Source organism: Microbacterium sp. AG790, from assembly GCF_003634765.1.
Taxonomy (GTDB): Bacteria; Actinomycetota; Actinomycetes; order Actinomycetales; family Microbacteriaceae; genus Microbacterium.
Genome location: NZ_RBWZ01000007.1, coordinates 89,402 through 111,314, shown reverse-complemented (window position 1 = coordinate 111,314; position 21,913 = coordinate 89,402). Strand labels below are relative to the sequence as shown.

Annotated in this window: 21 protein-coding genes; 12 read left to right on the top strand and 9 right to left on the bottom strand. The window is 72.3% G+C overall.

Going from position 1 to position 21,913, the window contains the following annotated elements; genetic code table 11:
* Positions 1–205 precede the first annotated feature (205 nt).
* On the bottom strand, positions 206–1,888 hold the full coding sequence (locus DEU37_RS06140; protein WP_121189719.1) for an ABC-F family ATP-binding cassette domain-containing protein: 1,683 nt from the start codon (positions 1,886–1,888) through the stop codon (positions 206–208).
* Between the two features lie 274 nt (positions 1,889–2,162).
* Positions 2,163–2,813 (bottom strand): alpha/beta hydrolase, encoded by a 651-nt coding sequence (locus DEU37_RS06135; protein ID WP_121189718.1) that lies wholly within the window; start codon positions 2,811–2,813, stop codon positions 2,163–2,165.
* A gap of 95 nt (positions 2,814–2,908) precedes the next feature.
* Between DEU37_RS06135 and DEU37_RS06130 the strand changes: the two genes are divergently transcribed.
* The 4 genes from DEU37_RS06130 to DEU37_RS06115 all read left to right on the top strand — a co-directional run bounded on the left by DEU37_RS06130 (position 2,909) and on the right by DEU37_RS06115 (position 7,795).
* On the top strand, positions 2,909–3,577 hold the full coding sequence (locus DEU37_RS06130) for an NUDIX hydrolase family protein (protein WP_005050573.1): 669 nt from the start codon (positions 2,909–2,911) through the stop codon (positions 3,575–3,577).
* 40 nt (positions 3,578–3,617) lie between these two features.
* On the top strand, positions 3,618–4,430 hold the full coding sequence (locus tag DEU37_RS06125; RefSeq protein WP_232212034.1) for a helix-turn-helix domain-containing protein: 813 nt from the start codon (positions 3,618–3,620) through the stop codon (positions 4,428–4,430).
* 110 nt (positions 4,431–4,540) lie between these two features.
* The gene (locus DEU37_RS06120; RefSeq protein WP_121189717.1) at positions 4,541–5,815 is read left to right on the top strand and encodes a DivIVA domain-containing protein; all 1,275 of its coding nucleotides are present in this window, start codon (positions 4,541–4,543) and stop codon (positions 5,813–5,815) included.
* A 42-nt stretch (positions 5,816–5,857) separates the two neighbouring features.
* Positions 5,858–7,795, top strand: a complete 1,938-nt coding sequence (locus DEU37_RS06115; RefSeq protein WP_121189716.1) for a M3 family metallopeptidase — start codon at positions 5,858–5,860, stop codon at positions 7,793–7,795.
* 33 nt (positions 7,796–7,828) lie between these two features.
* Here the strand turns inward: DEU37_RS06115 and DEU37_RS06110 are convergent, their stop codons facing one another.
* From DEU37_RS06110 to DEU37_RS06100, 3 genes are read right to left on the bottom strand one after another with little or no spacing between them, the layout of a single operon-like run.
* On the bottom strand, positions 7,829–8,890 hold the full coding sequence (locus DEU37_RS06110; RefSeq protein WP_121189715.1) for a low specificity L-threonine aldolase: 1,062 nt from the start codon (positions 8,888–8,890) through the stop codon (positions 7,829–7,831).
* A gap of 11 nt (positions 8,891–8,901) precedes the next feature.
* Positions 8,902–9,576 carry an SDR family NAD(P)-dependent oxidoreductase gene (locus DEU37_RS06105; protein ID WP_121189714.1) on the bottom strand — a complete coding sequence of 225 codons (675 nt, stop codon included), beginning with the start codon at positions 9,574–9,576 and terminating at the stop codon, positions 8,902–8,904.
* The gene (locus DEU37_RS06100) at positions 9,569–11,083 is read right to left on the bottom strand and encodes a DUF6421 family protein (RefSeq protein ID WP_121190024.1); all 1,515 of its coding nucleotides are present in this window, start codon (positions 11,081–11,083) and stop codon (positions 9,569–9,571) included. The genes DEU37_RS06105 and DEU37_RS06100 overlap by 8 nt, the downstream gene beginning before the upstream one ends.
* 72 nt (positions 11,084–11,155) lie before the next feature.
* On the opposite strand from DEU37_RS06100, the gene DEU37_RS06095 reads away from it, so the two are divergent.
* The 5 genes from DEU37_RS06095 to DEU37_RS06075 all read left to right on the top strand — a co-directional run bounded on the left by DEU37_RS06095 (position 11,156) and on the right by DEU37_RS06075 (position 15,925).
* On the top strand, positions 11,156–11,611 hold the full coding sequence (locus DEU37_RS06095; protein ID WP_082230660.1) for an Lrp/AsnC family transcriptional regulator: 456 nt from the start codon (positions 11,156–11,158) through the stop codon (positions 11,609–11,611).
* A gap of 63 nt (positions 11,612–11,674) precedes the next feature.
* The gene (locus DEU37_RS06090; RefSeq protein ID WP_121189713.1) at positions 11,675–12,955 is read left to right on the top strand and encodes a sensor histidine kinase; all 1,281 of its coding nucleotides are present in this window, start codon (positions 11,675–11,677) and stop codon (positions 12,953–12,955) included.
* Positions 12,952–13,608 carry a response regulator transcription factor gene (locus tag DEU37_RS06085; protein WP_121189712.1) on the top strand — a complete coding sequence of 219 codons (657 nt, stop codon included), beginning with the start codon at positions 12,952–12,954 and terminating at the stop codon, positions 13,606–13,608. Before DEU37_RS06090 ends, DEU37_RS06085 begins: the two co-directional genes overlap by 4 nt.
* Before the next feature lie 92 nt (positions 13,609–13,700).
* The gene (locus DEU37_RS06080; RefSeq protein ID WP_121190022.1) at positions 13,701–14,462 is read left to right on the top strand and encodes an ABC transporter ATP-binding protein; all 762 of its coding nucleotides are present in this window, start codon (positions 13,701–13,703) and stop codon (positions 14,460–14,462) included.
* Positions 14,459–15,925 (top strand): ABC transporter permease, encoded by a 1,467-nt coding sequence (locus tag DEU37_RS06075; RefSeq protein WP_121189711.1) that lies wholly within the window; start codon positions 14,459–14,461, stop codon positions 15,923–15,925. Before DEU37_RS06080 ends, DEU37_RS06075 begins: the two co-directional genes overlap by 4 nt.
* An 88-nt stretch (positions 15,926–16,013) precedes the next feature.
* On the opposite strand, the gene DEU37_RS06070 is transcribed toward DEU37_RS06075, so the two are convergent.
* The gene (locus tag DEU37_RS06070; protein WP_005050552.1) at positions 16,014–16,544 is read right to left on the bottom strand and encodes a hypothetical protein; all 531 of its coding nucleotides are present in this window, start codon (positions 16,542–16,544) and stop codon (positions 16,014–16,016) included.
* A 39-nt stretch (positions 16,545–16,583) separates the two neighbouring features.
* On the opposite strand from DEU37_RS06070, the gene DEU37_RS06065 reads away from it, so the two are divergent.
* Positions 16,584–17,225 (top strand): 2-phosphosulfolactate phosphatase, encoded by a 642-nt coding sequence (locus DEU37_RS06065; protein ID WP_121189710.1) that lies wholly within the window; start codon positions 16,584–16,586, stop codon positions 17,223–17,225.
* A 7-nt stretch (positions 17,226–17,232) separates the two neighbouring features.
* Here the strand turns inward: DEU37_RS06065 and DEU37_RS06060 are convergent, their stop codons facing one another.
* From DEU37_RS06060 to DEU37_RS06050, 3 genes are all read right to left on the bottom strand, one after another.
* Complete coding sequence (locus DEU37_RS06060; RefSeq protein WP_121189709.1) at positions 17,233–17,742, bottom strand: SprT-like domain-containing protein; 510 nt, start codon at positions 17,740–17,742, stop codon at positions 17,233–17,235.
* 29 nt (positions 17,743–17,771) lie between these two features.
* Positions 17,772–18,296, bottom strand: coding sequence for a hypothetical protein (locus DEU37_RS06055; RefSeq protein WP_121190021.1), 525 nt, complete (start codon positions 18,294–18,296; stop codon positions 17,772–17,774).
* A gap of 118 nt (positions 18,297–18,414) precedes the next feature.
* Positions 18,415–19,278 carry a spermidine synthase gene (locus tag DEU37_RS06050; RefSeq protein ID WP_121189708.1) on the bottom strand — a complete coding sequence of 288 codons (864 nt, stop codon included), beginning with the start codon at positions 19,276–19,278 and terminating at the stop codon, positions 18,415–18,417.
* A 98-nt stretch (positions 19,279–19,376) separates the two neighbouring features.
* Between DEU37_RS06050 and pxpA the strand changes: the two genes are divergently transcribed.
* A complete protein-coding gene (gene pxpA, locus DEU37_RS06045) occupies positions 19,377–20,132 on the top strand; it encodes a 5-oxoprolinase subunit PxpA (RefSeq protein WP_121189707.1) in 756 nt (251 codons plus the stop codon).
* Positions 20,126–21,742: an urea amidolyase family protein gene (locus DEU37_RS06040; RefSeq protein ID WP_259457169.1), complete on the top strand. Its 1,617-nt coding sequence runs from the start codon at positions 20,126–20,128 to the stop codon at positions 21,740–21,742. Before pxpA ends, DEU37_RS06040 begins: the two co-directional genes overlap by 7 nt.
* The last annotated feature ends 171 nt before the right edge of the window (positions 21,743–21,913 follow it).

Below are 21,913 nucleotides of genomic sequence, written 5' to 3'. Positions count from 1 at the left end.
CTGCGGCGCGCGCCCCGCCGTCCCCCGCTCGCCCTGTTCCGTCTTCAGTCTCTGCGCGCCCGGACCCGCGCCGGAGCCTGGAGAACCCGGGTCCGTGCGCCGCCGTCGCGTTCGCGCGGACTGAATACGGAACGGACGAGCCGACCCGTGCCGCGGCGCTCGCGCCGGTCGACCCCGCGGATGCCGCGACCCGCGGCATCCGCGCTCATTCGAGCCGCATCTCGGTCAGCACCCCCTCGCGCAGCTCCAGCACGAGGTGGGGGCGGATCCGCTCGAGGAACCCGTCGTCGTGGCTGACGAGCACGACGGCGCCGCGGAACGCGGCCAGCGCGGCGACGAGCTGGTCGACCGTGCCGAGGTCGAGGTTGTTCGTCGGCTCGTCGAGCACCAGCAGCTGCGGCGGCGGGTCGGCCATCACCAGAGACGCCAGCGCGAGGCGGAAGCGCTCGCCGCCCGACAGCGCTGCCACCGGGCGCATGACGGTGTCGCCGCGGAGCAGAAAGCGCGCGAGTCGGTTGCGCAACTCGACGTCGCCGACGCCGGGTGCCGCGCGGCGCAGGTTCTCCAGGGGCGTCGCCTGCTCGTCGAGGAGGTCGATGCGCTGCGACAGGTATCCGATGCGGTCGGTGTGGGCTGTCGCGTCTGCGCAACTCCGCCTGAGCGGGCCATCAGAGCCCGTTGTGCTCGCGTCGGTGTCGGTTGAGGCGGAGATGTGCACGCCGTCGACCGCCAAACCCGCAGGAGTCCCCGCGCCACCCGCGACCAGCCGCTCCAGGAGGGTCGTCTTGCCCGCGCCGTTGGGACCGATCAGCGCGACCCGCTCCGGGCCCTGGACCGTCCACGAGCGCTCGCCGTCGCTGATCGTCGCGATCCGTCGACCGGCCGCGACATCGGGGTCGGGCAGCTCGATGTGCACCGGCTCGTCGTCGCGGACGCGCCGTTCGGTGGCGTCGAGCACCGCGCGCGCCTCCGCCTCCTTGTCGCGCGCCTCGACGCGTAGCCGCCCCGCCGACGCCTGGGCGGCACGCTTCTTCTCGCCGAGGACGATCTTCGGTGCGCGCCGATCAGCGGCCGCCTTACGGCCGATCGCAGCGCGTGTGGCCATCACCTGTTCCTGGTGGATGCGGTCGCGCTTCTCGCGCCGCACCTGTTGTCGCGCCGCCGCCTCGGCCTGGCGGGCTGCCGCCTGCTGTTCCTCGTGAGCGGCGCGCCACGCCGAGTACGCGCCGCCGAACGTCGACAGCGAGCTCGCGTACAGCTCGGCGGTCTCGTCCATCAGCTCCAGCAGCGCCGTGTCGTGGCTCACGACGATGAGCGTGCCGCGCCAGCTGCGCACCAGATCGTGCACGCGCGCCCGCGCGTCACGGTCGAGGTTGTTGGTCGGCTCGTCCAGAAGCGCGATCGGGGCTCCGCGCAGTCTCACGCCGACGAGGGCGGCGAGGACGGCCTCGCCACCGGAGAGGGCGCCCACCCGTCGGTCGAGAGCGTCCTCGGGAAGGCCCGCTTCGGCGAGCGCAGCCGTGGCGCGTGCCTCGATGTCCCAGTCGTCGCCGACCGCGTCGAAGTGGCGCTGATCGACGTCGCCGGACGAGATGGCCCGCACGGCATCCAACGCCGCATCGACGCCCAAGAGTGCCGCGACGCGGGTGTCGGCGGTGAGCCGCTGGGGCATCACATCGACGGTGCCGCTGCGCACGACCGTGCCGGATGCCGGGATCAGGGCTCCCGCGATGAGGCCGAGCAGCGTGGACTTGCCGGCGCCGTTACGTCCGATGAGTCCGGTGCGCACAGCGGCGAAGGCCCCGGAGACGTCGTCGAGAGCGACGGTGCCGTCGGGCCAGGTGAAGGTGACGCGGTCGAGCACGACCGCGGGAGAAGCGTGGGGCATGGATGCCTCCTGTCGGTGTCGATGACACTGACGAGATCAGTGTCGGAGCGCAGGCGCGCACGACACCGTTCCCGGACGACGGGAGGGATCGACGGCCGGCGCGGATAGAGATGCGCCGACGCGTCGGAGAACCCGGTGTCCGAGGAGGGACGGAGGGTCGACGGCTCAGCGCGGGATCACAGCGCGGCGTCGAAACCCTTCAACGGTCTTCCTCACGGTCGGGACAAGAACGCCGACAGCCTAACGCACCCCCACGCCGAAGGCCACAGCCGGGTCAGCCCGCGGCGGCGAGCTGCTTGTCGAGGAAGACGTGGACGTCGTCGAGCTCCTCCTGCGACACGCTGTGGGTGAGCCCGGCGTAGACCCGGCCGCTCAGCTCCGCGTGCGCGGGCAGCCACTGCACCGTGTGGGCCACCGCAGCGGGGGGAATCACCTCGTCGCGCGCGCCGCGGCCCCAGAAGACCGGGGGGCGACGTTCGGCGAGCGCCTCGTCGCCCGGAAGGGGTGACGGGTCTGCGTAGCCGGCGAGGTTCACGACGAAGGCGAAACGCTCGGGCTGCAGGCGCAGAGCCTGCAGAGCGACCGCGGCGCCCTGAGAGAAGCCGAGGATGCCGATCGTCTCGGCATCCGTCGCCCGATCGATCCACGCGATCAGGGCGTCGGCGGCGGCCGTCACCGCTCCGCTCGAGCGGCCGTCGAGACCCTCGATGGGATACCACGACCAGCCGGGGGCGGGAAAGGGCGGCGCCAGCGGCGCACGAACCGCGGCCAGCACGAACGCGTCGGGGAGGAAGGGAGCGAGCCCGAAAAGATCGCGCTCATCCGAGCCGTATCCGTGCAGCAGCAGCAGGAGGGGTCTGCCCGCCCGCGTCTCGGGGCTTTCCGACCAGAGGACGGCCTCGTCGTCGATCGCGATCGCGCTCATGACCACCATCCTCGCAGGAGGCGCCGACACTCGCGTCGCCGCCCGGCCGACGGCACGGGCGCGCCACCGGCGGCGGTACGGGTATACATGGAGGCATGGCCGTTCGCACCCCCGACCCCGATCCGAACGAACGCGACGACGACGGGAACCCCCGTGACCCGCTGCGCGGCTTCGGCAGCGGCGGGGGACGGCCCGGCCACCCCCTCGGCGATGGATCGTTCGGCTCGCCGACGCCGGGAAGCGCCGGCAACCCCGGCTGGCTGAGCGACGTCGAGCTCGCCGAGGCGCGTCGACGGCTGCCGATCCTGTACGTCGAGGCGGTGCCGGTGCGCACCGACGGCGTCGGCGCGGTGACCCAGGTGGGCGTGCTGCTGCGGGCGACGCCGCTGGGCGAGATCACCCGGTCGATCGTCTCGGGGCGTGTCCGCTACGGCGAGACGGTCCGTGATGCCCTCTTCCGTCACCTCGAGAACGACCTGGGGCCCATGGCGTTCCCGCAGCTTCCGCCGCAGCCGGTGCCGTTCACGGTGGCCGAGTACTTCCCGCTGCCCGGGGTCAGCGCCTTCCACGACGACCGTCAGCATGCGGTGTCGCTGGCGTTCGTCATCCCGGTCACCGGCACGTGCGAGCCGCGCCAGGATGCTCTGGAGGTCACGTGGATGACCCCCGAAGAGGCCTCGTCGGAGGCGTTGGCTGCCGAAATGGAGGGCGGGCGCTCGACGCTCATCCGCCTGGCTCTGGCCAGCGTCGGCGCGCTGCGCTGATCGCCCGTCGTCCCTTGTCCCTCGTCTTCAGGTGATCACCGTGCCCCGCAGTGAGATGCTCGTCGAGGTCGCCGGCGCGCTGCCGCTCGCGCTGCTGCTGTCCTTCATGATCGCGTGGGTGCTGCGTCGCCTCTTCGGCGCTCGGCTGTCCCTGCCGCTGTCGGTCATGACGATCGTGTCGTTGCTGGGAGTGAGCCTCGGGCTCTTCCTGGCGGGCTGGTTCTTCGTCGGGCTGAGACTGTGGATGCCGACGGCGCTGCTCCTGGCGGTCGGCAGCAGCCTCGGGCTCTCGTTCCTCGTCGCGGGCATCGCCGCACTGCTGCGACGTGACGGCGCCATCGACGTCGCGGCGCTCCTGGAGAGGGGCGAGAGCGACCGCGTCGAGTTCAAGGAGACCGCGCGCTGGAACGTCCGCGACGACAAGAAGGACGCCCGCATGGAGCAGGTGGTCGCCAAAACCGTCGCCGCCTTTCTCAACAGCTCCGGCGGAACACTGCTCATCGGCGTCGACGACGCGGGTCGCGTCCACGGGCTGGACCGCGACTTCGCGACCCTGCGCACCCCCGACGCCGACCGTTTCGAGCTCTGGCTGCGCGACATGCTGGCGACGAGCCTCGGAAAGAACGCGGCCGCCATGCCGCGCATCCGCTTCGCCGAGATCGACGGCGCCACGGTCTGCGCCGTGCGCTGCCCGCGAGCACCCGAGCCCGTCTTCGTCGCCCAGGGCGGCGGCACCGAGCTGTGGGTGCGGGTCGGCAACTCGACCCGGGCGTTCGGCGTCGACGAAGCCGTCACCTACGTCGCCCGCCACTTCCGGCCCAACCTCGCCGATCTGCTGCTCGGGCGTCGCTGACGACGACACGGTGACGATCGGTTTCTCCGATATCATTCGCGTGCCGGCGCGCCCGAGTCGGTGACATGCCGCCGTGCCCACCGTGGCAGGCGCCGCTTCGGAGTGCTGCCATGACTGACCGCTACGAGTCCGACCACACCGCCTTCGATGACCTCATGTCGGGGTCGCAGGAGTCCCGATCCGACGGGGAGGCCGCCACGTTCCCGACCGTCTTCCGCGGCTACGATCGCGCCGCCGTGGATGCCGCCCTCGCTGCGCTGACGGCCGACGGCGATGCCCGTCGCGCCGACGCCGACGCGCTCGCTCGTCGGCTCGAGACGGCGCAGCAGGAGGCACAGGACCGCGCCGATGAGCTCACGCGAATGGAGGCGCGCGTCGCGCAGCTGGAGGGTGAACTCGCGGTGCAGTCCGCGCGGGCCGACAATGCGGAGGACAAGGTGCAGACCCTGTCGGCGGAGTTCGTGAGCTCTGCCGCGGAGTCCTCCCGCGAGCGCGAGCGGTTCGAGGACGTGCTGCGGGTCGCTGAGGATCAGGCATCCGTGATCATCAAGAACGCGAGTGTCCAGGCCGAGCGTCTTCTGCAGGCTGCGCGCGAGGAGATCGCCGCGCAGCGGGCGGGGGCTCAGGCCGACATCGAGACCCTCCGTGCCCAGGCGGCGACGGATGCCGCACAGGCGAGACTGACGATCGACACCGAGCTGACGGCACACACCGCCCAGCTCGAGCGCGAGGCGGCGCACGCCGCCGAGAAGGTCGCGCAGGCCGAGCAGGAGGCCGCTGCCATCCGCACCGAAGCCGAGAAGGGGGCCGCAGCGCTGCGCTCGCTCGTCTCGCGTGAGACGGAGCAGCTCCGTGCGGAGGCGGAGGACGCCGTGCGCGAGCAGCGCCTGCGCGCCCTGGAGTTCGAGGAGGCACTGAGCCGCCGGCAGGACGACGCCCAGCAGGAGTTCTTGATGCTGCACAACCAGGCCGTCGCGCACGCCGAGCGCATCACGCAGGACGCCAACGAGCAGGTCGCCGCGTCGCTGGAGCACGCGCAGCGCATCACGGCGAAGGCCGACGACTTCGACAAGCTCATGCGCGCGCAGGCTCAGCAGCACGAGGCCGACGCACGGTTGCGCTCGCGCGAGATCCTCGATCGCGCGAGCGTCAAGGCCCAGAAGATCATCGACACCGTCACCGGGCATTCGCAGAGCGTGCTGCGCGACGCCGAAGACCGCACGCGGGCACTGCGCTGGCAGCAGCAGCAGTTGACGAGCTTCATGTCCGAGGTCAAGGAGCTGCTGCGCACCGAGGCTGCGGCGGCCGACAGCGCCGAGGCCGCGCCCGCGCCTGGCGACGACGAGAACGACGACGAGAACGACGACGATCAGACGCCCGAGTGATCGCCGATCGTTGAGGTCGCAGCCCCGACGTAGGCTCGGATCATGACCTCGATCGAGCCCCTCGTCTTCCCGACCGACGCCGACGGCTGGGTGGCGTTCGCGTCCGGACGACCCGCCGCCGCTGTCGCTCTCGTCGCCGGGTTCGACGCCCGTCTCGTCGATGCGGCGGACGAGATGGATGCCGCGACGCGCCTGGACCTGTGGAACGACGCCGATCTGGCGCTGCGGCAGGCCACGTGCGAGGCCTATCTGCTGAGTGAGGCGCACCCGGATGCCGAGGTGCGCCGCATCGCGGAGGAGCAGGTGCAGGCGCTCGAGGCGCTCTCGGCATCCCGCCTTCTCGACGCGAAGCTGTTCGCCGCATTCGAGGCTCTCACCGATGACGCTCTCGACGCCGACCAGGCGCGGCTGGTCGCGCAGGTGCGCCGCGACTTCCACCGCGGGGGCGTCGCCCTTCCTGCGGCGGATCGTGAGCGTGTGCGCGTGCTCACCGACCGCGACACGGAGCTGAGTCTCGAGTTCTCACGCAACATCCGCGACGGACGGCGCGAGATCCGCGTCGCCCCCGCGGCACTGGCGGGTCTGCCGCAGGACTTCATCGACGCGCACCCCGTCGACCACGACGGGCTGATCGTGCTCACGACCGAGTACACCGACCTTATGCCGGTGCGGGAATACGCGACCGACCGAGCGACGCGCACGGCGCTCGTCGCGGCCTACAACGACCTCGCGTGGCCGGTGAACGACACTGTCCTCGCCGAGCTGCTGGCCGTCCGCGCGGAACGTGCGCAGCTGCTCGGCTACCGCGACTGGGCCGACTACGAGACCGAGACCCGCATGATCGGCGCCGATCGTGTCGACGGCAGCAGTGCGGCGATCGCGGAGTTCCTCGCGCGTCTCGACGACGCATCGGCCGACGCGGCCGCTCGTGAGTACCCGGTGCTGCTCGAACGGCTGCAGCAGGACGACCCGGCGGCGACCGAGGTCACGATCGCCGACTTCTTCTACCTTCTCAGTGCGCTGCGCCGTGAGCGTCACGACGTCGACGCTCAGCTCGTGCGCTCGTACTTCTCCTTCGACCGGGTGCTGCCGGGCGTGCTCGACACGACCGCGCGCCTGCTCGACGTCGAGTACGTGCCCGTCGAGATCCCCACCTGGCACGACGATGTGCGCTCGTACGACGTCGTCCGCGAGGGTCAGCGGCTCGGTCGCATCCACCTCGACCTGCATCCGCGTGACGGCAAGTACAACCACGCCGCCTGCTTCCCCCTCGCCCCCGGCGTCGCGGGGCGTGTGCTGCCCGAGGCGGTGCTCCTGTGCAACTTCGCGCGCGGGCTGATGACCCACGACGAAGTCGTCACGTTCTTCCACGAGTTCGGCCACCTCGTGCACGACATCCTCGGCGGTGCGCAGCGCTTCGTGCGCTTCTCGGGCGTGGCGACGGAGTGGGACTTCGTCGAGGCGCCGAGCCAGCTGCTGGAGGAATGGGCGTGGGATGCCGAGGTCCTCGCCTCTTTCACCGCGAACGCCGAGGGCGAGCCGATCCCGGCCGATCTGGTCGCCAAGATGCGCGTCGCCGACGGGTTCGGGCGGGCCCTGGAGGTGCGTCGCCAGCTCGGCCACGCGAACGTGTCGTACCACCTGCACGTCGACCGTCCGGAAGACCTGCAGGCGGCCACGGAGCACTGGTACGCCGTGACGAGCCCGGTGCAGCCCCTGCGCGGTCGGCACTCTTACGCCGGATTCGGTCATCTCACCGGCTACGGTGCCTGCTACTACACGTACCAGTGGAGCCTCGTCATCGCCCGCGACCTGCTCTCGGGCTTCGGCGGCGACCTCATGGATGCCGAGGCGGCCTCCCGCTACCGCCGCGAGATCCTCGAGCCGGGCGGCAGTCGTGACGCGACCGCGCTCGTCGAGGCGTTCCTCGGACGGCCGTACTCCTTCGACGCGTACCGGGCGTGGCTCGCCGGCGCCTGACCCGGTGACGGGTCGGTGTCGAGCCGGCGCGTGTCAGGTGAGGCGCGCGAGAGCGGCGACGAACGCGTCGACGTCGTCTTCGGACGTGTCGAACGAGCACATCCAGCGGACCTCGTTCTTCGCGGCGTCCCAGTCGTAGAAGCGGAAGCTCTCGCGCAGGGCATCGGCGACGCCGTCGGGCAGTACCGCGAAGACGCCGTTGGCCTGCGTCGGCTGGCTGAACGACACCCCGGTGACCGATCCGTCGGCGATCCCGGCTTCGACACCGGCCCGCAGGCGCTGGGCCATCGCGTTGGCGTGGCGCGCGTTGCGCAGATACAGGTCCCCCTCGAGCAAGGCGACCAGCTGCGCGGAGATGAATCGCATCTTCGACGCCAGCTGCATGTTCAGCTTTCGCAGGAACAGCAGCCCCTCCGCGGCCGCCGGGTCGAGGACGACGACGGCTTCGCCGCCCAGGGCGCCGTTCTTCGTGCCGCCGAAGCTCAGCACATCCACGCCCACGTCGGTGGTGAAGGCGCGCAGCGGCAGGTCGAGTGCCGCGGCCGCATTGGAGATGCGGGCACCGTCCAGGTGCAGGCGCATACCGCGCGCGTGCGCATGGTCGGCGAGGGCGGCGATCTCGTCGGGCGTGTACAGCGTGCCGAGCTCGGTCGACTGTGTGATCGAGACGACGAGCGGCTGCGCGCGGTGCTCGTCGCCCCATCCCCAGGCCTCGCGGTCGACGAGCTCAGGAGTCAGCTTGCCGTCGTCGGTGGGGACGTTCAGGATCTTGATCCCCGCAACCCGCTCGGGAGCGCCGCCCTCATCGACATTGATGTGCGCGGTGGATGCCGCGATCACCGCACCCCACCGCGGCAGCATCGACTGCAGCCCGACGACGTTCGCGCCCGTCCCGTTGAAGACGGGGAACGTCTCGGCGTGGTCGCCGAAGTGGTGGCGGAACACCTCCTGCAGCCGGGCCGTGTAGGCGTCCTCGCCGTACGCGATCTGATGCCCGTGATTGGCGGCGGCGATGGCTTCGAGGATCTCGGGGTGGACGCCCGAGTAGTTGTCGCTGGCGAAGCCGCGGACGGTCGTGTCATGCAGGGTGGTCACGGATATCCAATCTAGTTCGGCGCGCCGAGGCTGACGATCGTGTCGTTGACCTCGGCCGCGTCGGCATCCCAGAGCCCGACGAAGGCCGATCCGAGCGCCTCCTCCAGGCCCGCGAGAGCCCGGACGCGGAAGATGACGGATGCCGCGGTCTGCGCGACCCCGCGATCGCGCGCGTCCTTCGCGAAGCCCTGCGCCATCGCGCGAGCCCACGCCTCCTCCGCGGCCTTGACAGCGGCGTAGTTGGCCCCGCCCGCCAGGGGACGCGCGACCGCCGTGGACGACACGATCGCCGTCCGGGCGGCGGGGGAGGCGCTCAAGTCGTCCCACCACGCGCGCGTGACGTGTCGCAGGGCGCTCAGCCCGCTCTCCAGCGCGCGGTAGTCGGCCTCGGTCTGGCCGCGGAGCCCCCCGCCGCCGCGCCACCCCCCGACGAGGTGCAGCAGCCCGTCGACACGCACGCCGTCCGCCGCGAGTATCGCCGCGAACGCCGCGACCTCCGCCTCGTCGGCGAGGTCGCACACGGCCGTGCGCGCGCCCAGGTCGCGCAGGGGAGCGAGAGCGTCATCGCGGCGCCCCACCGCGATGACGCTCGCTCCGGCCGCCACGAGCGCGCGGGCGGCGGCGTGGCCACTCGCGCTCGTGGCGCCGGCGACGACGACCGTCCTCCCGCGGACGCCGTCACCCATCGCGGCCCGTGATGCCCGCGGTCGAGGAGATGACGCCGTGCATCTTCTTGTCGAGCGCCTCGAAGAACATCGACAGCGGGAACTCGTCGTCCAGCACGGCGTCGGTGTAGCCCTTCGGAGCTCCGGCCAGCACCTCGTCGGGCAGACCCCGCGCCCACACAGACGCCGGATGGGGCGTCACGACGCCGCGGACGAGCTCATACGCGGCGAGCCAGTGCGCGACTTTCGGCCGGTCGATCGACTCCCAGTACAGCCGGTCGATGGCGTCGCTGAGGGCGATGACCGCCGCCGGCACGTCGTCCCAGTCGAACGCCAGTGCGGTGTCGGTCCAGTGCAGCACGCCGCGCTGATGCAGCCAGGCGAACAGCAGCTGGCCGCCCAGTCCGTCGTAGTTGCGCACCCGCGTCCCGGTGATCGCGAACCGGAAGATCCGGTCGAAGAGCACGGCGTACTGGACGAGTCGCGCGTGATCGAGCATCTCCCGCTCGGCATCCGTCAGATCTTCGCCCTGATCGGCCCGCGCGCTCAGCCGCGCGGCGATGCCGACGCACTCCCGGTACGCGGTCAGATCGCAGCGCAGCTCCTCGAGCGAGTACAGGAAGTACGGCATGCGCTGCTTGATCATGAACGGGTCGAACGGCAGGTCGCCGCGCATGTGACTGCGGTCGTGGATCAGGTCCCACATGACGAAGGTCTGCTCGGTCAGGCCCTGGTCGGTGAGCATGCGCGCGACGCCCTCCGGTACGTCGAGCTTCGTGATCTCGGATGCCGCGGCCACCACGCGCCGGAAGCGCGCCGCTTCGCGGTCCTGGAAGATCGCGCCCCACGTGAACGCCGGAATCTCACGCATGGCGACCGTCTCGGGGAACAGCACCGCGGAGTTCGTGTCGTAGCCGGACGTGAAATCCAGCAGGCGCAGGGAGACGAACAGACCGTTGGTGTACGTGTGCTCCAGCTCGGCGATGAACTCCGGCCAGATCACCTCGCAGAGCACCGCCTCCAGGTGCCGGTCGCGGGAGCCGTTCTGCGTGTACATCGGAAAGACGACGAGATGGCGCAGGCCGTCGACGCGGTCGCGCTGCGGCTGGAAGGTCACCAAGGAGTCGAGGAAGTCGGGCACGCCGAAGCCGCTGTCGGCCCACCGGTGCAGGTCGACGACACACGCCGACAGGTAGGCGGCATCGTGCGGGAACAGCGGGGCGAGGCTCGCGATCGCCTCCGCGACGACGGCGACCAGTTCCGCGGCGTGATCACGGTGGGCGGGATCCGTCACCGAGCCGTCCTGTGCTTGCAGCGGCTGCAGTTGCGAGACGGCATCCTTCAGGGCCAGCCACGCCGGCTGCTGCGTGATCGGTCGGTCGTCTTCGACGAGCTGAGTGATCGGTCGGTCGTCTTCGACGAGCTGCGTGATCGGTCGGTCGTCTTCGACGAGCTGCGTGATCGGTCGGTCGTCTTCGACGACCTCGGGCTCTCCGATGACGGACTTCGCGGGCGTGAGAAGGGACATGGTGGGCACCTCCGATCGTTCGGACAGGAATATTTACGGCCTGAGCGGCTCGCATCGGATATTCTTCCATGTGTGGAAGATGATGTCGACCGTCGAATCGTTGCCGAGGTCTCCCGTGACGGGCGGATGACCCTCGCCGATCTGTCCGCCGCGGTCGGACTGTCCGTCTCGGCGGTGCAGGCGCGGCTCAAGCGCCTCGAGTCCCGCGAGGTCATCACCGGGTACCGCGCCCTCGTCGATGCCGACGCGGCCGGACGTCCTCTGGCCGCATTCATCGAGATCACTCCGCTCGACCCCGCGCAGCCCGACAATGCGCCCGAACTGCTCGAGCACCTCGACGCCATCGAGGCGTGCCACTCCATCGCGGGCGACGCCAGCTACATGCTCTTCGCGCGGGTCGCCTCGCCGCGCGCACTCGAAGACCTCGTGCGCGACATCCGTCTCGCCGCGTCGGTCCGCACGCGCACCACCGTCGTGCTGCAGACGTTCTACGAGCACCGGCCGATCGTTCCGCTCGGCGCGTCGTAGCGCCGCGTCGCAATACACCCCGCGATGGATGCCGCCGCTCGCGCCGTCGCGTAGCGTCGAAGCGTGTTCCGCAGGCTCACCCGTACGCAGCTGACGGTCGACATCGTCGCCGCCGGCGTCTTCGCGATGTTCGCGGTGCTGGCCACCGTCGCGCCCTGGGACGCCGTCAGCTCGGGCGTCCTGCCCCCGCGCGTGGCGCTCGCCGTCGCGATGGTGCTCACCGTGGTCTTCTCGGCCGCCGCCGCGATCCGGCGGCTGGCTCCGGAGCTGGCGCTGGCGGTCTGCTGGGCGGCCGCGATCCTGCAGATGGCCGGCGGGCTGCCGCCGCTGCCCGCGAACGTGGTGATCTTCGGCGTGCTCTACACCACCGCCGCGTACGGGGCCCGACGCACGTTCTGGCTCGGGCTCGCCTCATCGCTGGTCGGCGCGGTCGCGATCGCCGTGTACATCATCGTGGTGCCGCTCCTGCTCGGATCGGGCACCCCGAACGGCATCGGCACCTACGTGTTCGCCAGCATCGCCACCTTCGCCTCCGCCGCGTTCGCCCTGCTGCTGTCGTGGACGACCGGTGCGCTGGTGCGCACCACGCTGCGTGCTCGCGAGAACCGCCGCGCGCAGGAGCTCGCCGAGGCCACGGCGCTCGCCGAGGCCGAGCGCACCCGCATCGCCCGCGACATGCACGACGTGGTCGCACACTCGCTCGCGGTCGTGATCGCTCAGGCCGACGGTGCCCGCTACGCCGCGGCATCCGACCCGGCGGTCGCCGCAGCGACGCTCGGCACGATCTCCGCCACGGCCCGCGCCGCACTGTCGGACGTGCGGATGCTGCTGACGCAGTTGCGGCACACGCAGGCCGAAGGCCCTCAGCCCACGCTCGCCGACCTGGAGCAGCTCTACGCGCAGGTGCGCGCGGCGGGCGTCGCACTGCGGGTCGACATCGACCCCGTGCCGACCGCCGAGGTGCCGTCGGCGGTGCAGCTCGCCGTCTTCCGCATCCTGCAGGAGGCGCTCACCAATGCGTTGCGCCACGGCGCGGGCGCCGAGGTGAGCGTGGGCCTGGCGTGGCACCCTGAAGGGGTGGAGCTGAGCGTGAGCAACCCCATCGATCCGCCGTCACCGCTTGCCGCCGCGCACGGCGACCGCGGGGAGGGCGAGACGCGCGGACACGGGCTCATCGGCATGCGCGAGCGCGCACAGCTCGTCGGCGGGCACCTCGAGGCGGCGCCCCGCGGGCAGGTCTTCGTCGTGACCGCCTCGCTGCCGATCGCCGGGCAGCCGATCACTCCGGGACCCCTCCCCGGGCCGAACCTTCCGGGTTCGCACGTGCCGGGGGAGGCCCTGTGAGCGCGCCGATCCGCGTCGTCCTCGTCGACGACCAGGCCCTCTTCCGTGCCGGCATCCGCATGGTCATCGACTCGCAGCCGGATCTGACCGTCGTCGGCGAAGCCGGCGACGGGGCCGAAGGCGTGCGCGTCGTCCGCCAGACGCGACCCGACGTCGTGCTCATGGACATCAGGATGCCGGTGATGGACGGCCTCGCAGCGACCGCCGAGCTGCTGGCGGATCCGAGCCTGGCGGCCGCGCCGCCGCGCATCGTCATGCTCACGACGTTCGACCTCGACGAGGCGGCCGCCCGCGCGATTCGTCAGGGGGCGAGCGGCTTCCTCCTGAAAGACGCCGATCCGGAGTTCCTGCTCGCCGCGATCCGCACGGTGCAGTCGGGCTCGGCAGTCATCGCCGCCGCGGCCACCCGCGAGCTGTTCGCCCAGTTCTCCGCCCCCCTGCGCGCGACGCCCCCGGCCTTCGCCGAGCTCACCGAGCGGGAGCGGGAGATCTTCGCCCTCGCCGCCCGCGGCCTCTCCAACGCCGAGATCGCCCAGCGTGAGTTCCTCTCCGAGGCCACGGTGAAGACCCACATCAGTCGCGTACTGGGAAAGCTCGGACTCCGCGACCGCGTGCAGCTGGTCGTCTTCGCCTTCGAGCACGGCCTGGCCTGAGAGAGCACCCGCCCCGGATCATCCTTGCGATGTACGGCGCCGCGACGCGAGGCCGACGCGGCGGCGCGGGCGCCCTCCGTAGCGTCGGGGGCATGCAGATCACCACGACCGAACTCGGGCTCGCCGCTCGCGTGCAGAGCCTCACCAAGACCTACGGCGGCGGCGAGAGCGGGGTGCGCGCCCTCGACGGCGTCACCGTCGGCATCCGCCGTGGCGAGTTCACCGCCATCATGGGCCCGTCGGGATCGGGAAAGTCGACGCTCATGCACATCATGGCCGGGCTGGACGGCGCCACCAGCGGTCGGGCATGGATCGGCGACACCGAGATCACGGCGCTGTCCGACCTCGAGCTGACGATTCTGCGCCGTCGTCGGATCGGCTTCGTCTTCCAGGCGTTCAACCTCGTGCCGACGCTCGACGCGATCGGCAACATCATGCTGCCCTTCGATCTCGACGGGCGCCGTCCGACGGCACTGGAGCGGGCTCGCATCGACGACCTCATCGACACCCTGGGTCTGCGGGCACGCCTGCAGCACCGGCCGCACGAGCTCTCCGGCGGGCAGCAGCAGCGCGTCGCCATCGCCCGCGCCCTCGCGACGTCTCCCGACCTCGTCTTCGCCGACGAGCCGACCGGCAATCTCGACTCCCGATCGAGCCGCGAAGTGCTGGCCCTTCTCGCCGCCGCCAGCCGGGAGCGCGGGCAGTCCATCGCGATGGTGACGCACGACCCGGTCGCCGCCGCCCATGCCGACCGCGTGCTGTTCCTCGGCGACGGCCGCGTCGTGGCCGACAAGCCGGCGCAGACCGCCGAACAGGTCTCGGCGTTCATGCTGGCCGCGGAGGTGAGGGTGTGAGCGCGCTCGTCGCCGACCGCGCGGCGCCGCCGACGGCCGCGCCCCGCCGCGCCTGGACACGAGGGGCGTGGCTGCGCGAGCGCGGCATGGGAGCGAGCATTCTGGTCGCCGCGATCTCGTCCGCGTTCGGCGTGCTGCTGCTGACCGCCACCGGCTACATCGCGACGTGGGCGCGCACCGACCCCTACCTGGGAGACAGCGAGACGGTCGCGATCGTCCTCGGCATCCTCAGCGTCCTGCTGGTCGGCGTCGCCGTGTACGTCGCGGCGATCGTGACGGCCAACACCTTCGCGACCATCGTCGCCGGCCGCACACGCCAGATCGCCCTGATGCGGCTGATCGGCGCGTCCGCGCGGGCTCAGCGCCGCCAGGTGGGGAGTCAGGGCGTCGGAGTCGGCGTCATCGGAGCCACGGCGGGCCTCGTCGTGGGAGCGGCCGTCGCCGCCGCGCTCGTTCGTGCCGCCGACGCACTGCTGCACGTCACCGTCGGCTATGCCGTGCTGCAGCCGGTGCTGCTGGTTCCGGCCGCCGTCGTGGCGCTGACGACCTGGGCCGGTGCCTGGAGCGGGTCGCGCCGGGTGCTGGCGGTGACGCCCCTGCAGGCGCTCGGTGGAGCGACGCCGCGCACGCGCGACGAGACCCGATCGCGCGGGCGTACCGCGGTCGCGGTCGCGCTCGGGTCCTCCGGTGCGGCGCTGCTCGCCGGCGGCGTGGTCGTCGGGACGGCATCGCCGCTGGGTGTCATCGTCGCCTTCTTCGGCGGCGTGCTGTCCTTCACCGCTCTCGCGCTGGGCGCCGTCCTCGTCATGCCGCCGCTGTTGCGCCTGAGCGGACGCGCCTTCGGACGCTCCGCGCCCGCGCGTCTGGCCGCCGAGAATGCGCTGCGCTACCCCGAGCGCGCCAGCCGGATGGCGATCGGTGTCGTGATGGGGGTGACCCTCGTGGTGATGTTCGCGGTCGCGAGTGCGTCGGTGAAAGCGCTGCTGACCGCCGCAGCCGATGGGGTTCCGGCCGCCGAGCTGAGCCGCGTGCTCGACACGTTCGCGGCCATCATGATGGGGCTCGTCGCGGTGTCGGCCGTGATCGCCGCCGTCGGACTCGTCAACCTTCTGACGATCGGTGTCGTGCAGCGTCGGCGTGAGCTCGGCCTGTTGCGCGCGCTGGGGCTGTCGTCCGCGCAGGTGCGCACCGTGGTGCTGCTGGAGGCCGTGCACGTGACGATCACGGCGCTGGCGTTCGGGCTCGTGCTCGGCGTCGTCTACGGCTGGGTGGCGGCGCAGTCGCTGCTCGGCTCGGTCGCGCTGCCGCCGTCGTTCGCGGCGCCGACGGTCGTGGCCCCCGCCGTGCCGTGGATGCCGGTGCTCATCGTCGTCGCGGCGACGACGCTGCTGACCGTTGTCGCCACGGTCGTTCCCACGCGGCTGGCGACGCGGGTGAGTGCCGTGGAGGCCCTCGCCGAGTGAGACTCCGGGCGCGTCGGGAGCGCCCGGACGCCGGCTGCCGCGGTCACGGCTTCGACCGCGGCGGCCGGCTTTTTCGGGAAGGCGGCTGTCAGCGTTCGGACGGATCGACGGAGGTGTCCTCCGCGGCTTCGGGGTCGTACGCCCAGGTCGGCGCCAGCGCCTTCAGCCGCGCGCCGCGCCACTGCCACGTCGCCCAGAGCACGGGCCACAGCGGGGCCGCCGCCGCACCGCCGATGACGAGCCGGTCACGCCAGAGCGTGCGAGACGGATCGCCCGGCGCGGGGGAGACGGCCATCTGGTGGTCCCAGACATCGAGGGCCGCGAGGGGACCGGTCAGCGGGATGCCGCTGTCACGGAAGATGCGCACGGGACCGTTCGCATCGTCGACGTGCCGCTCGCTCACATGGATCAGCTGCTGGCCGAGCCCGATCCGTCCGGCGACGCTCATGCGCACGGGGACGTCGGCGCCCGGCTCGAGACGCAGCGGCAGTCCCTCCGCCGCCATCGGTGCCAGCTCGACGAACGGGCCGTACAGGTCGGCGACCGCGCGCGGCGAGTGCAGGGCGCGCCACGCGGCATCCGCGTCGCAGTCCAGGACGAGCTTCAGCATGATCCGCATGCGCCCAGTCTCGCATCCGCCTGCCCGTAGCCTGGAGACATGGCTTCCCCGTTCGATCAGTCCCGCTATCAGGTGCGCATGGAATGGGGTACCTCGGGGCTCGAGCGCGTGGCGGCATCCGATGTCGTGGTCGTCGTCGACGTGCTCCGATTCTCAAGCACGGTCGCGCGGCGCATCGAGGCGGGCGAGACCGTCGCGCTGGATGCCGAAGCCCACGCCCTGTCGCTGAACGGCGCCGCCGTCGCCGCCCGCGCCGCCGAGAGCGACGCGGTGGTGTTCCTGGGGGCACTGGTCAATGCCGCCGCGGTGGCCGCCGCCGTCATGGCCGAGCAGCAGCGCCGCGCGGCGCGCACGAGCATCCTCGTCATCGCCGCCGGCGAGCTCTCGTCCCGTGAACCCGGCGCCGCCCTTCGCGTCGCGGTCGAAGACCTCCTCGGCGCCGGCGCGATCGTCGATGCGCTCGGAGCGCTCGGCATCGACCACACCTCGCCCGAGGCGGCGGCCGCCGGTGAGGCGTTCCGAGGCCTGCGTCCTGCGCTGCGGCACCTTCTGACCGCCGGCGGATCGGGGCAGGAGCTCATCGACCGGGGCCTGCGCGATGACGTGCTCGCCGCGGCGCAGGTGGATGCCGTGTCGTCGGCGCCCGTGCTGCGTGACGGGACGTTCGCGGCGTACGCCTGAGCCGCGCTCAGAACGGCGCGCCGACCGCCTCCCGCGGCGTCATCGCCGCCCGACGTGTGGCCGGTGAGATCTCGCGGCGCGTCCAGACGAAGAGGAAGCGGTCATCGAAGGATGCCGAGCAGCGCGCGCACGACGTCGGCCTCGTGGCGCGGCGATGCCGATAGGCGATGTGACCGGTGGGGCAGACGCCCACCCATGGGGCCAGCTCGGTGGCCGTCTCGCCGTGATGGGTCGTGCCGCCGGTGTAGCCGAGCATGCGGGCCGTGCGCTTCCACGCCGCGCCGTGCCCGGCCCGCGGACCGGCGAGCGCGTGCGCGACCTCGTGCAGCAGCGTCTGGCGGTTGGTCTCGTCGTCGTATCGCGCGGCGAGGTACCGGGAGACGGTGATGCGCTGGCGGGTGTAGTCGCAGGCTCCCGCGCGCCGCTTCGCGTTGTCGAAGGCGAACGTCCACGACGCGTCGAGATGCGTGCGGATGAGAGCCTCGGCCTCGCGCCGGACGACGTCCAGATCGGTCATGCGGACACGCTAGAACGGGTGTCCGACACTCAGCTCGCGACGGCCGTGCTGCGACGGCGGTCGGCGGCTTCGATGGCCAGCAGCGTCGATTCGAGCTGCTCCTCCGGCGCGCCCGTCTGCTGACGCAGGAACAGCGCGCGCTTGAAGTCGGCGCGGGCGTCGGCGTAGTCCTCGGCGTCGTAGCTCACCTTGCCGCGATGTTGGAAGGCGAACGCCGCAAGGGCTGCCCAGCCCTGCCCTTCCGCCTCTTCGGCGCACGTGGTCAGCTCCTGGTGGGCCGCGGCGTACGCTCCCCGCACCTGCAGCACGCTCGCGTGCAGGATCCGCGCGCGCAGCAGATCCTTGCGGGTCCCGCCCATCCGTGCCACACGCACCGACTGCTCCGACACGACGAGGGACTCGTCCCACCGACCGAGCACCTTCAGCAGCCACACCCGTTCGAGCAGAGCCGGAAGGCTGCGCTGGTCGCCCAACTCGTCGAGGCGCTCCTGGCACTCGCGAGGGTCCACCATCTCGCGCAGCGTCTGCGGGTCGTATCCCTTGATGTAGCTCACGGGCAGGCCCCCTTCGTCGTGCGGATCGTCGTGCGAACGCGCCCGCGTGAGGCGCACCCCTCCAGTGTGACCCGAGGCCATCGGGGGGCCCGCCTGTACACGCCGCGGCCGCCGATTCTCAGCGTTCGAACACGGATGCCGCGGGCTTGGGCGATGCGGTGGCATCGGCATCCGTCGCCACTCGGGCACCTCGGACGAACTCGTCGAGCTCTGCGCCCTGCGCGACCTTCGCCGGGTGGGGACCGGCGGCCATCAGTCGCGGCAGCCACTCGACGGGCAGGGGAGAGGGGGAGGCCGCGATGACGAGATTGCCGAAGCGGCGACCCTTCAGCGTCTGCACCTCCGCGAGCACGATGACTTCGGGAAGCACCTCTCGCACGGTGGCGACCTCGCGGCGGGCGAAGGCGAGTCCCGCGCCGTCGGCGACGTTGACGAGAAGCACCCCGTCGGGCGCGAGCAGCCCGCCGAGGATGCGGAAGTACTCGACGGTGGTGAGGTGCGCGGGCGTCTGCGCACCGGCGAACACGTCGGAGACCACGAGGTCGGCGGCACCCTGCAGCCCGGCCGGAAGGCGACCGGCGACGTCGCGCGCATCGCCGATGCGCACCCGCACCTGCGCGCCGCGCGGCAGCGGCAGACGGGCGCGCACGAGGTCGACGAGGGGCTGCTCGAGCTCGATCACCTGCTGTCGCGAGCCGGGGCGCGTGTGCTCGACGTAGCGGGGGAGGGTGAGCGCTCCCGCGCCGAGGTGGATTGCGGTGAGCGGCTGCCCCGGCATCCGGAGCCGGTCGATGACCGCGCCCATCCGGGCGACGTACTCGAAGTGGAGGTGCCCCGGGTCGTCGAGGTCGACGTGCGACTGCGGTGTGCCGTCCACATCCAGCTCGTAGCCGCCGGCGTAGCGGCTCGGCACGACCCGCGCGATCGTGCCGTCCGACAGGCGCGCCTGCGGTTCGTCGTCCTCCACGTGCGCGCGAGCCATGCCCCCACGCTAGTCGGGACGCCACCACGCGTCGCGTGTCGCTGACCCCGCCGACGGAGCCGGCGGCCGGGCACCCCCGCCGCCGGTACGCTCGGATCGTGGCGGTCATCGATCTCAACGCCGATCTCGGCGAGACGGTCGACGGGGTGCCCACCGCCGATGACGACGCCATGTTCGCCCTGATCTCCAGCGCCTCCGTCGCGTGCGGGGGCCACGCCGGCGACACGACGTCCATGCGCTCCGCGGTCGAGCGCGCCGCCCGCACCGGCGTCGCGATCGGGGCGCATCCCTCCTACCCCGACCGGGCGGGATTCGGACGGACGCCGCTGTCGATCACGCAGGCCGACCTCCGCGCGAGCGTCGACGCCCAGCTCCGCGCGCTCGCAGGAGCCGGAGCCGACATTCGCTACGTCAAGCCCCACGGAGCGCTCTACCACGCGGTCCGCGGCGACGTCGGGCACGCCCGCGCGGTGGTGGATGCCGTGGCCTCGGTGTCGGCCGCGCTCGGCCGCGCCGTTCCGATCCTGGGTCTGGACGGCGTCATCGCCGACGAGGCGTCGCGCACCGGCCTTCCGTTCGTGCGCGAGGCGTTCCTCGACCGCGGCTACCTGCCCGGCGGTGGCCTCGTGCCGCGGAGCGATCCCCGTGCGCTCCTGCGTGACCCCGAGGCGGTGGCCGCGCGCGCCGTGCGTCTGGCCCGCAGCGGCGTCGTCGAGGCGATCGACGGCAGCCTCGTCGAGGCCGCGGCGGCGTCGCTGTGCGTGCACGGTGACTCGCCGGGTGCGCTCGCCATGGCCCGCGCCGTGCGGGCGGCCCTGGATGCCGCGGGCGTCGACATCGCCGCGCCATGGTGATTCCCGGCGAGGGGGTGATGGCCGGCGAGGGGGTGATTGCCGGCGGCATCCGCGTGCGGCCCTTCGGTGAGCGCGCTCTGCTCGCGGAGGTGGACGACCTCGACGCCGTTCTCGCGCTGCACGCTCGACTGGCGGCGACACGGCCGCCCGGCGTCGTCGACCTCGTGCCGGCGGCGCAGACGGTGCTCGTCGTCGTCGACCCGACGATGCTGCCGCTCGCGTCGGCGCGGACGTGGGTGCTCTCGGCCCCGACGCACGTCACGCACGTCGCGATGCCGGGCCGCACCGTCGAGATCCCGGTCGTCTACGACGGTGAGGACCTCCACCCGCTCGCCGCCGAGCTGGGCATCAGCGTCGCGCAGCTGACGGCGCGCCACGCGGCGGCCGACTGGACGGTCGCGTTCACGGGGTTCGCCCCCGGGTTCGGCTACCTCGTCAGCGCGGACTGGCCCTACGACGTGCCGCGGCGGTCGCGCCCACGGCCGCGCGTGCCGGCCGGCGCCGTCGCGCTCGCCGGACGCTTCTCCGGTGCGTACCCGCGGTCGACGCCCGGCGGCTGGCAGCTGATCGGCACGACGCCCGCCGTGCTGTTCGACCCCGACGCCGCGTCCCCCGCCCTGCTGCAGCCCGGCGACCTCGTGCGCTTCGTCCGCGTGACCGGCCGCTCCTCCGCGGAACGCCCGGTGGATGCTCGCGGTGCGTCACCGGCGTCGCGCGCCGGCGGCGGCATCCGGGTGCAGGCGCCCGGCCTCGCGGCGACCGTGCAGGATCAGGGGCGGCGCGGCACGCTCGCCTCCGGTGTCGCGGTGTCCGGGGCGGCCGACCGCGCGGCGCTGCGCGTCGCCAACCGGCTCGTCGGCACCGCGGCGGCCGCGGCCGGCATCGAGATCACGATGGGCGGGTTCCGCGCGGTGCGGGATGCCGCGGCATCCGCGGACGACCTCTGGTTCGCCCTCGCGGGTGCCTGGGGCCCGATGCGCCTTGACGGCCGCCCGCTCGACCCCTATGTCGCCTACCGGTGGCCGGCGGGCGCGGAGCTGGAGATCGAGGGGTTCACACACGGCGCGCGCGCCTACCTCGCCGTCCGCGGCGGCGTCGCCGCGCGGTCACTGCTCGGCTCGAGGGCGACCGACACTCTCGCGGGCCTCGGCCCGGCCCCGCTCGCGGCGGGCGATGTGCTCGCCGTGGGCGGCGACGTCGTCGGGGCCGTGCCCGCCGTCGATCTGCGACCGTGGACCCCGCCCGCCGCCCAGCTCGAGATCGCGGTGGCGCCCGGTCCGCGCGCCGAGCGGTTCGCCGCGCTGACGCCCTTGTTCGCGGAGGTCTGGACGGTGTCCACCCAGGCCGACCGGGTGGGCATCCGCCTGGACGGACCACCGCTCGAGCGCACCGATGCTTCGGAGCTGGCGAGCGAGGGCATGCTGCCCGGCGCGATCCAGGTGCCCCCGGACGGGCATCCCGTCATCCTCGGCCCGGACGGTCCGGTCACCGGCGGCTACCCGGTCGTCGCGGTGGTGACGGATGCCGATCGCGATCTGCTGGGCCAGGCGCGGCCGGGCACGCGGCTGCGCTTCCGCCACGCCGGCGGGGCCTCGTCGGGCCGCTTCTGAGAGCGCGTCCGCGCGGTTATACCGCAGCCGGGGAGGCGCGTCAAGAATCGACTGGACATGGCGCGTCGTGCGGACTATAGTGGGTAGTTGCGCTCCCTTCCCCCATGCCCTCATATGGTGGTCGGCTTGTGCCTGCGTTGAGTGAACGTGCCCCCGGATCATCGGAGGCGT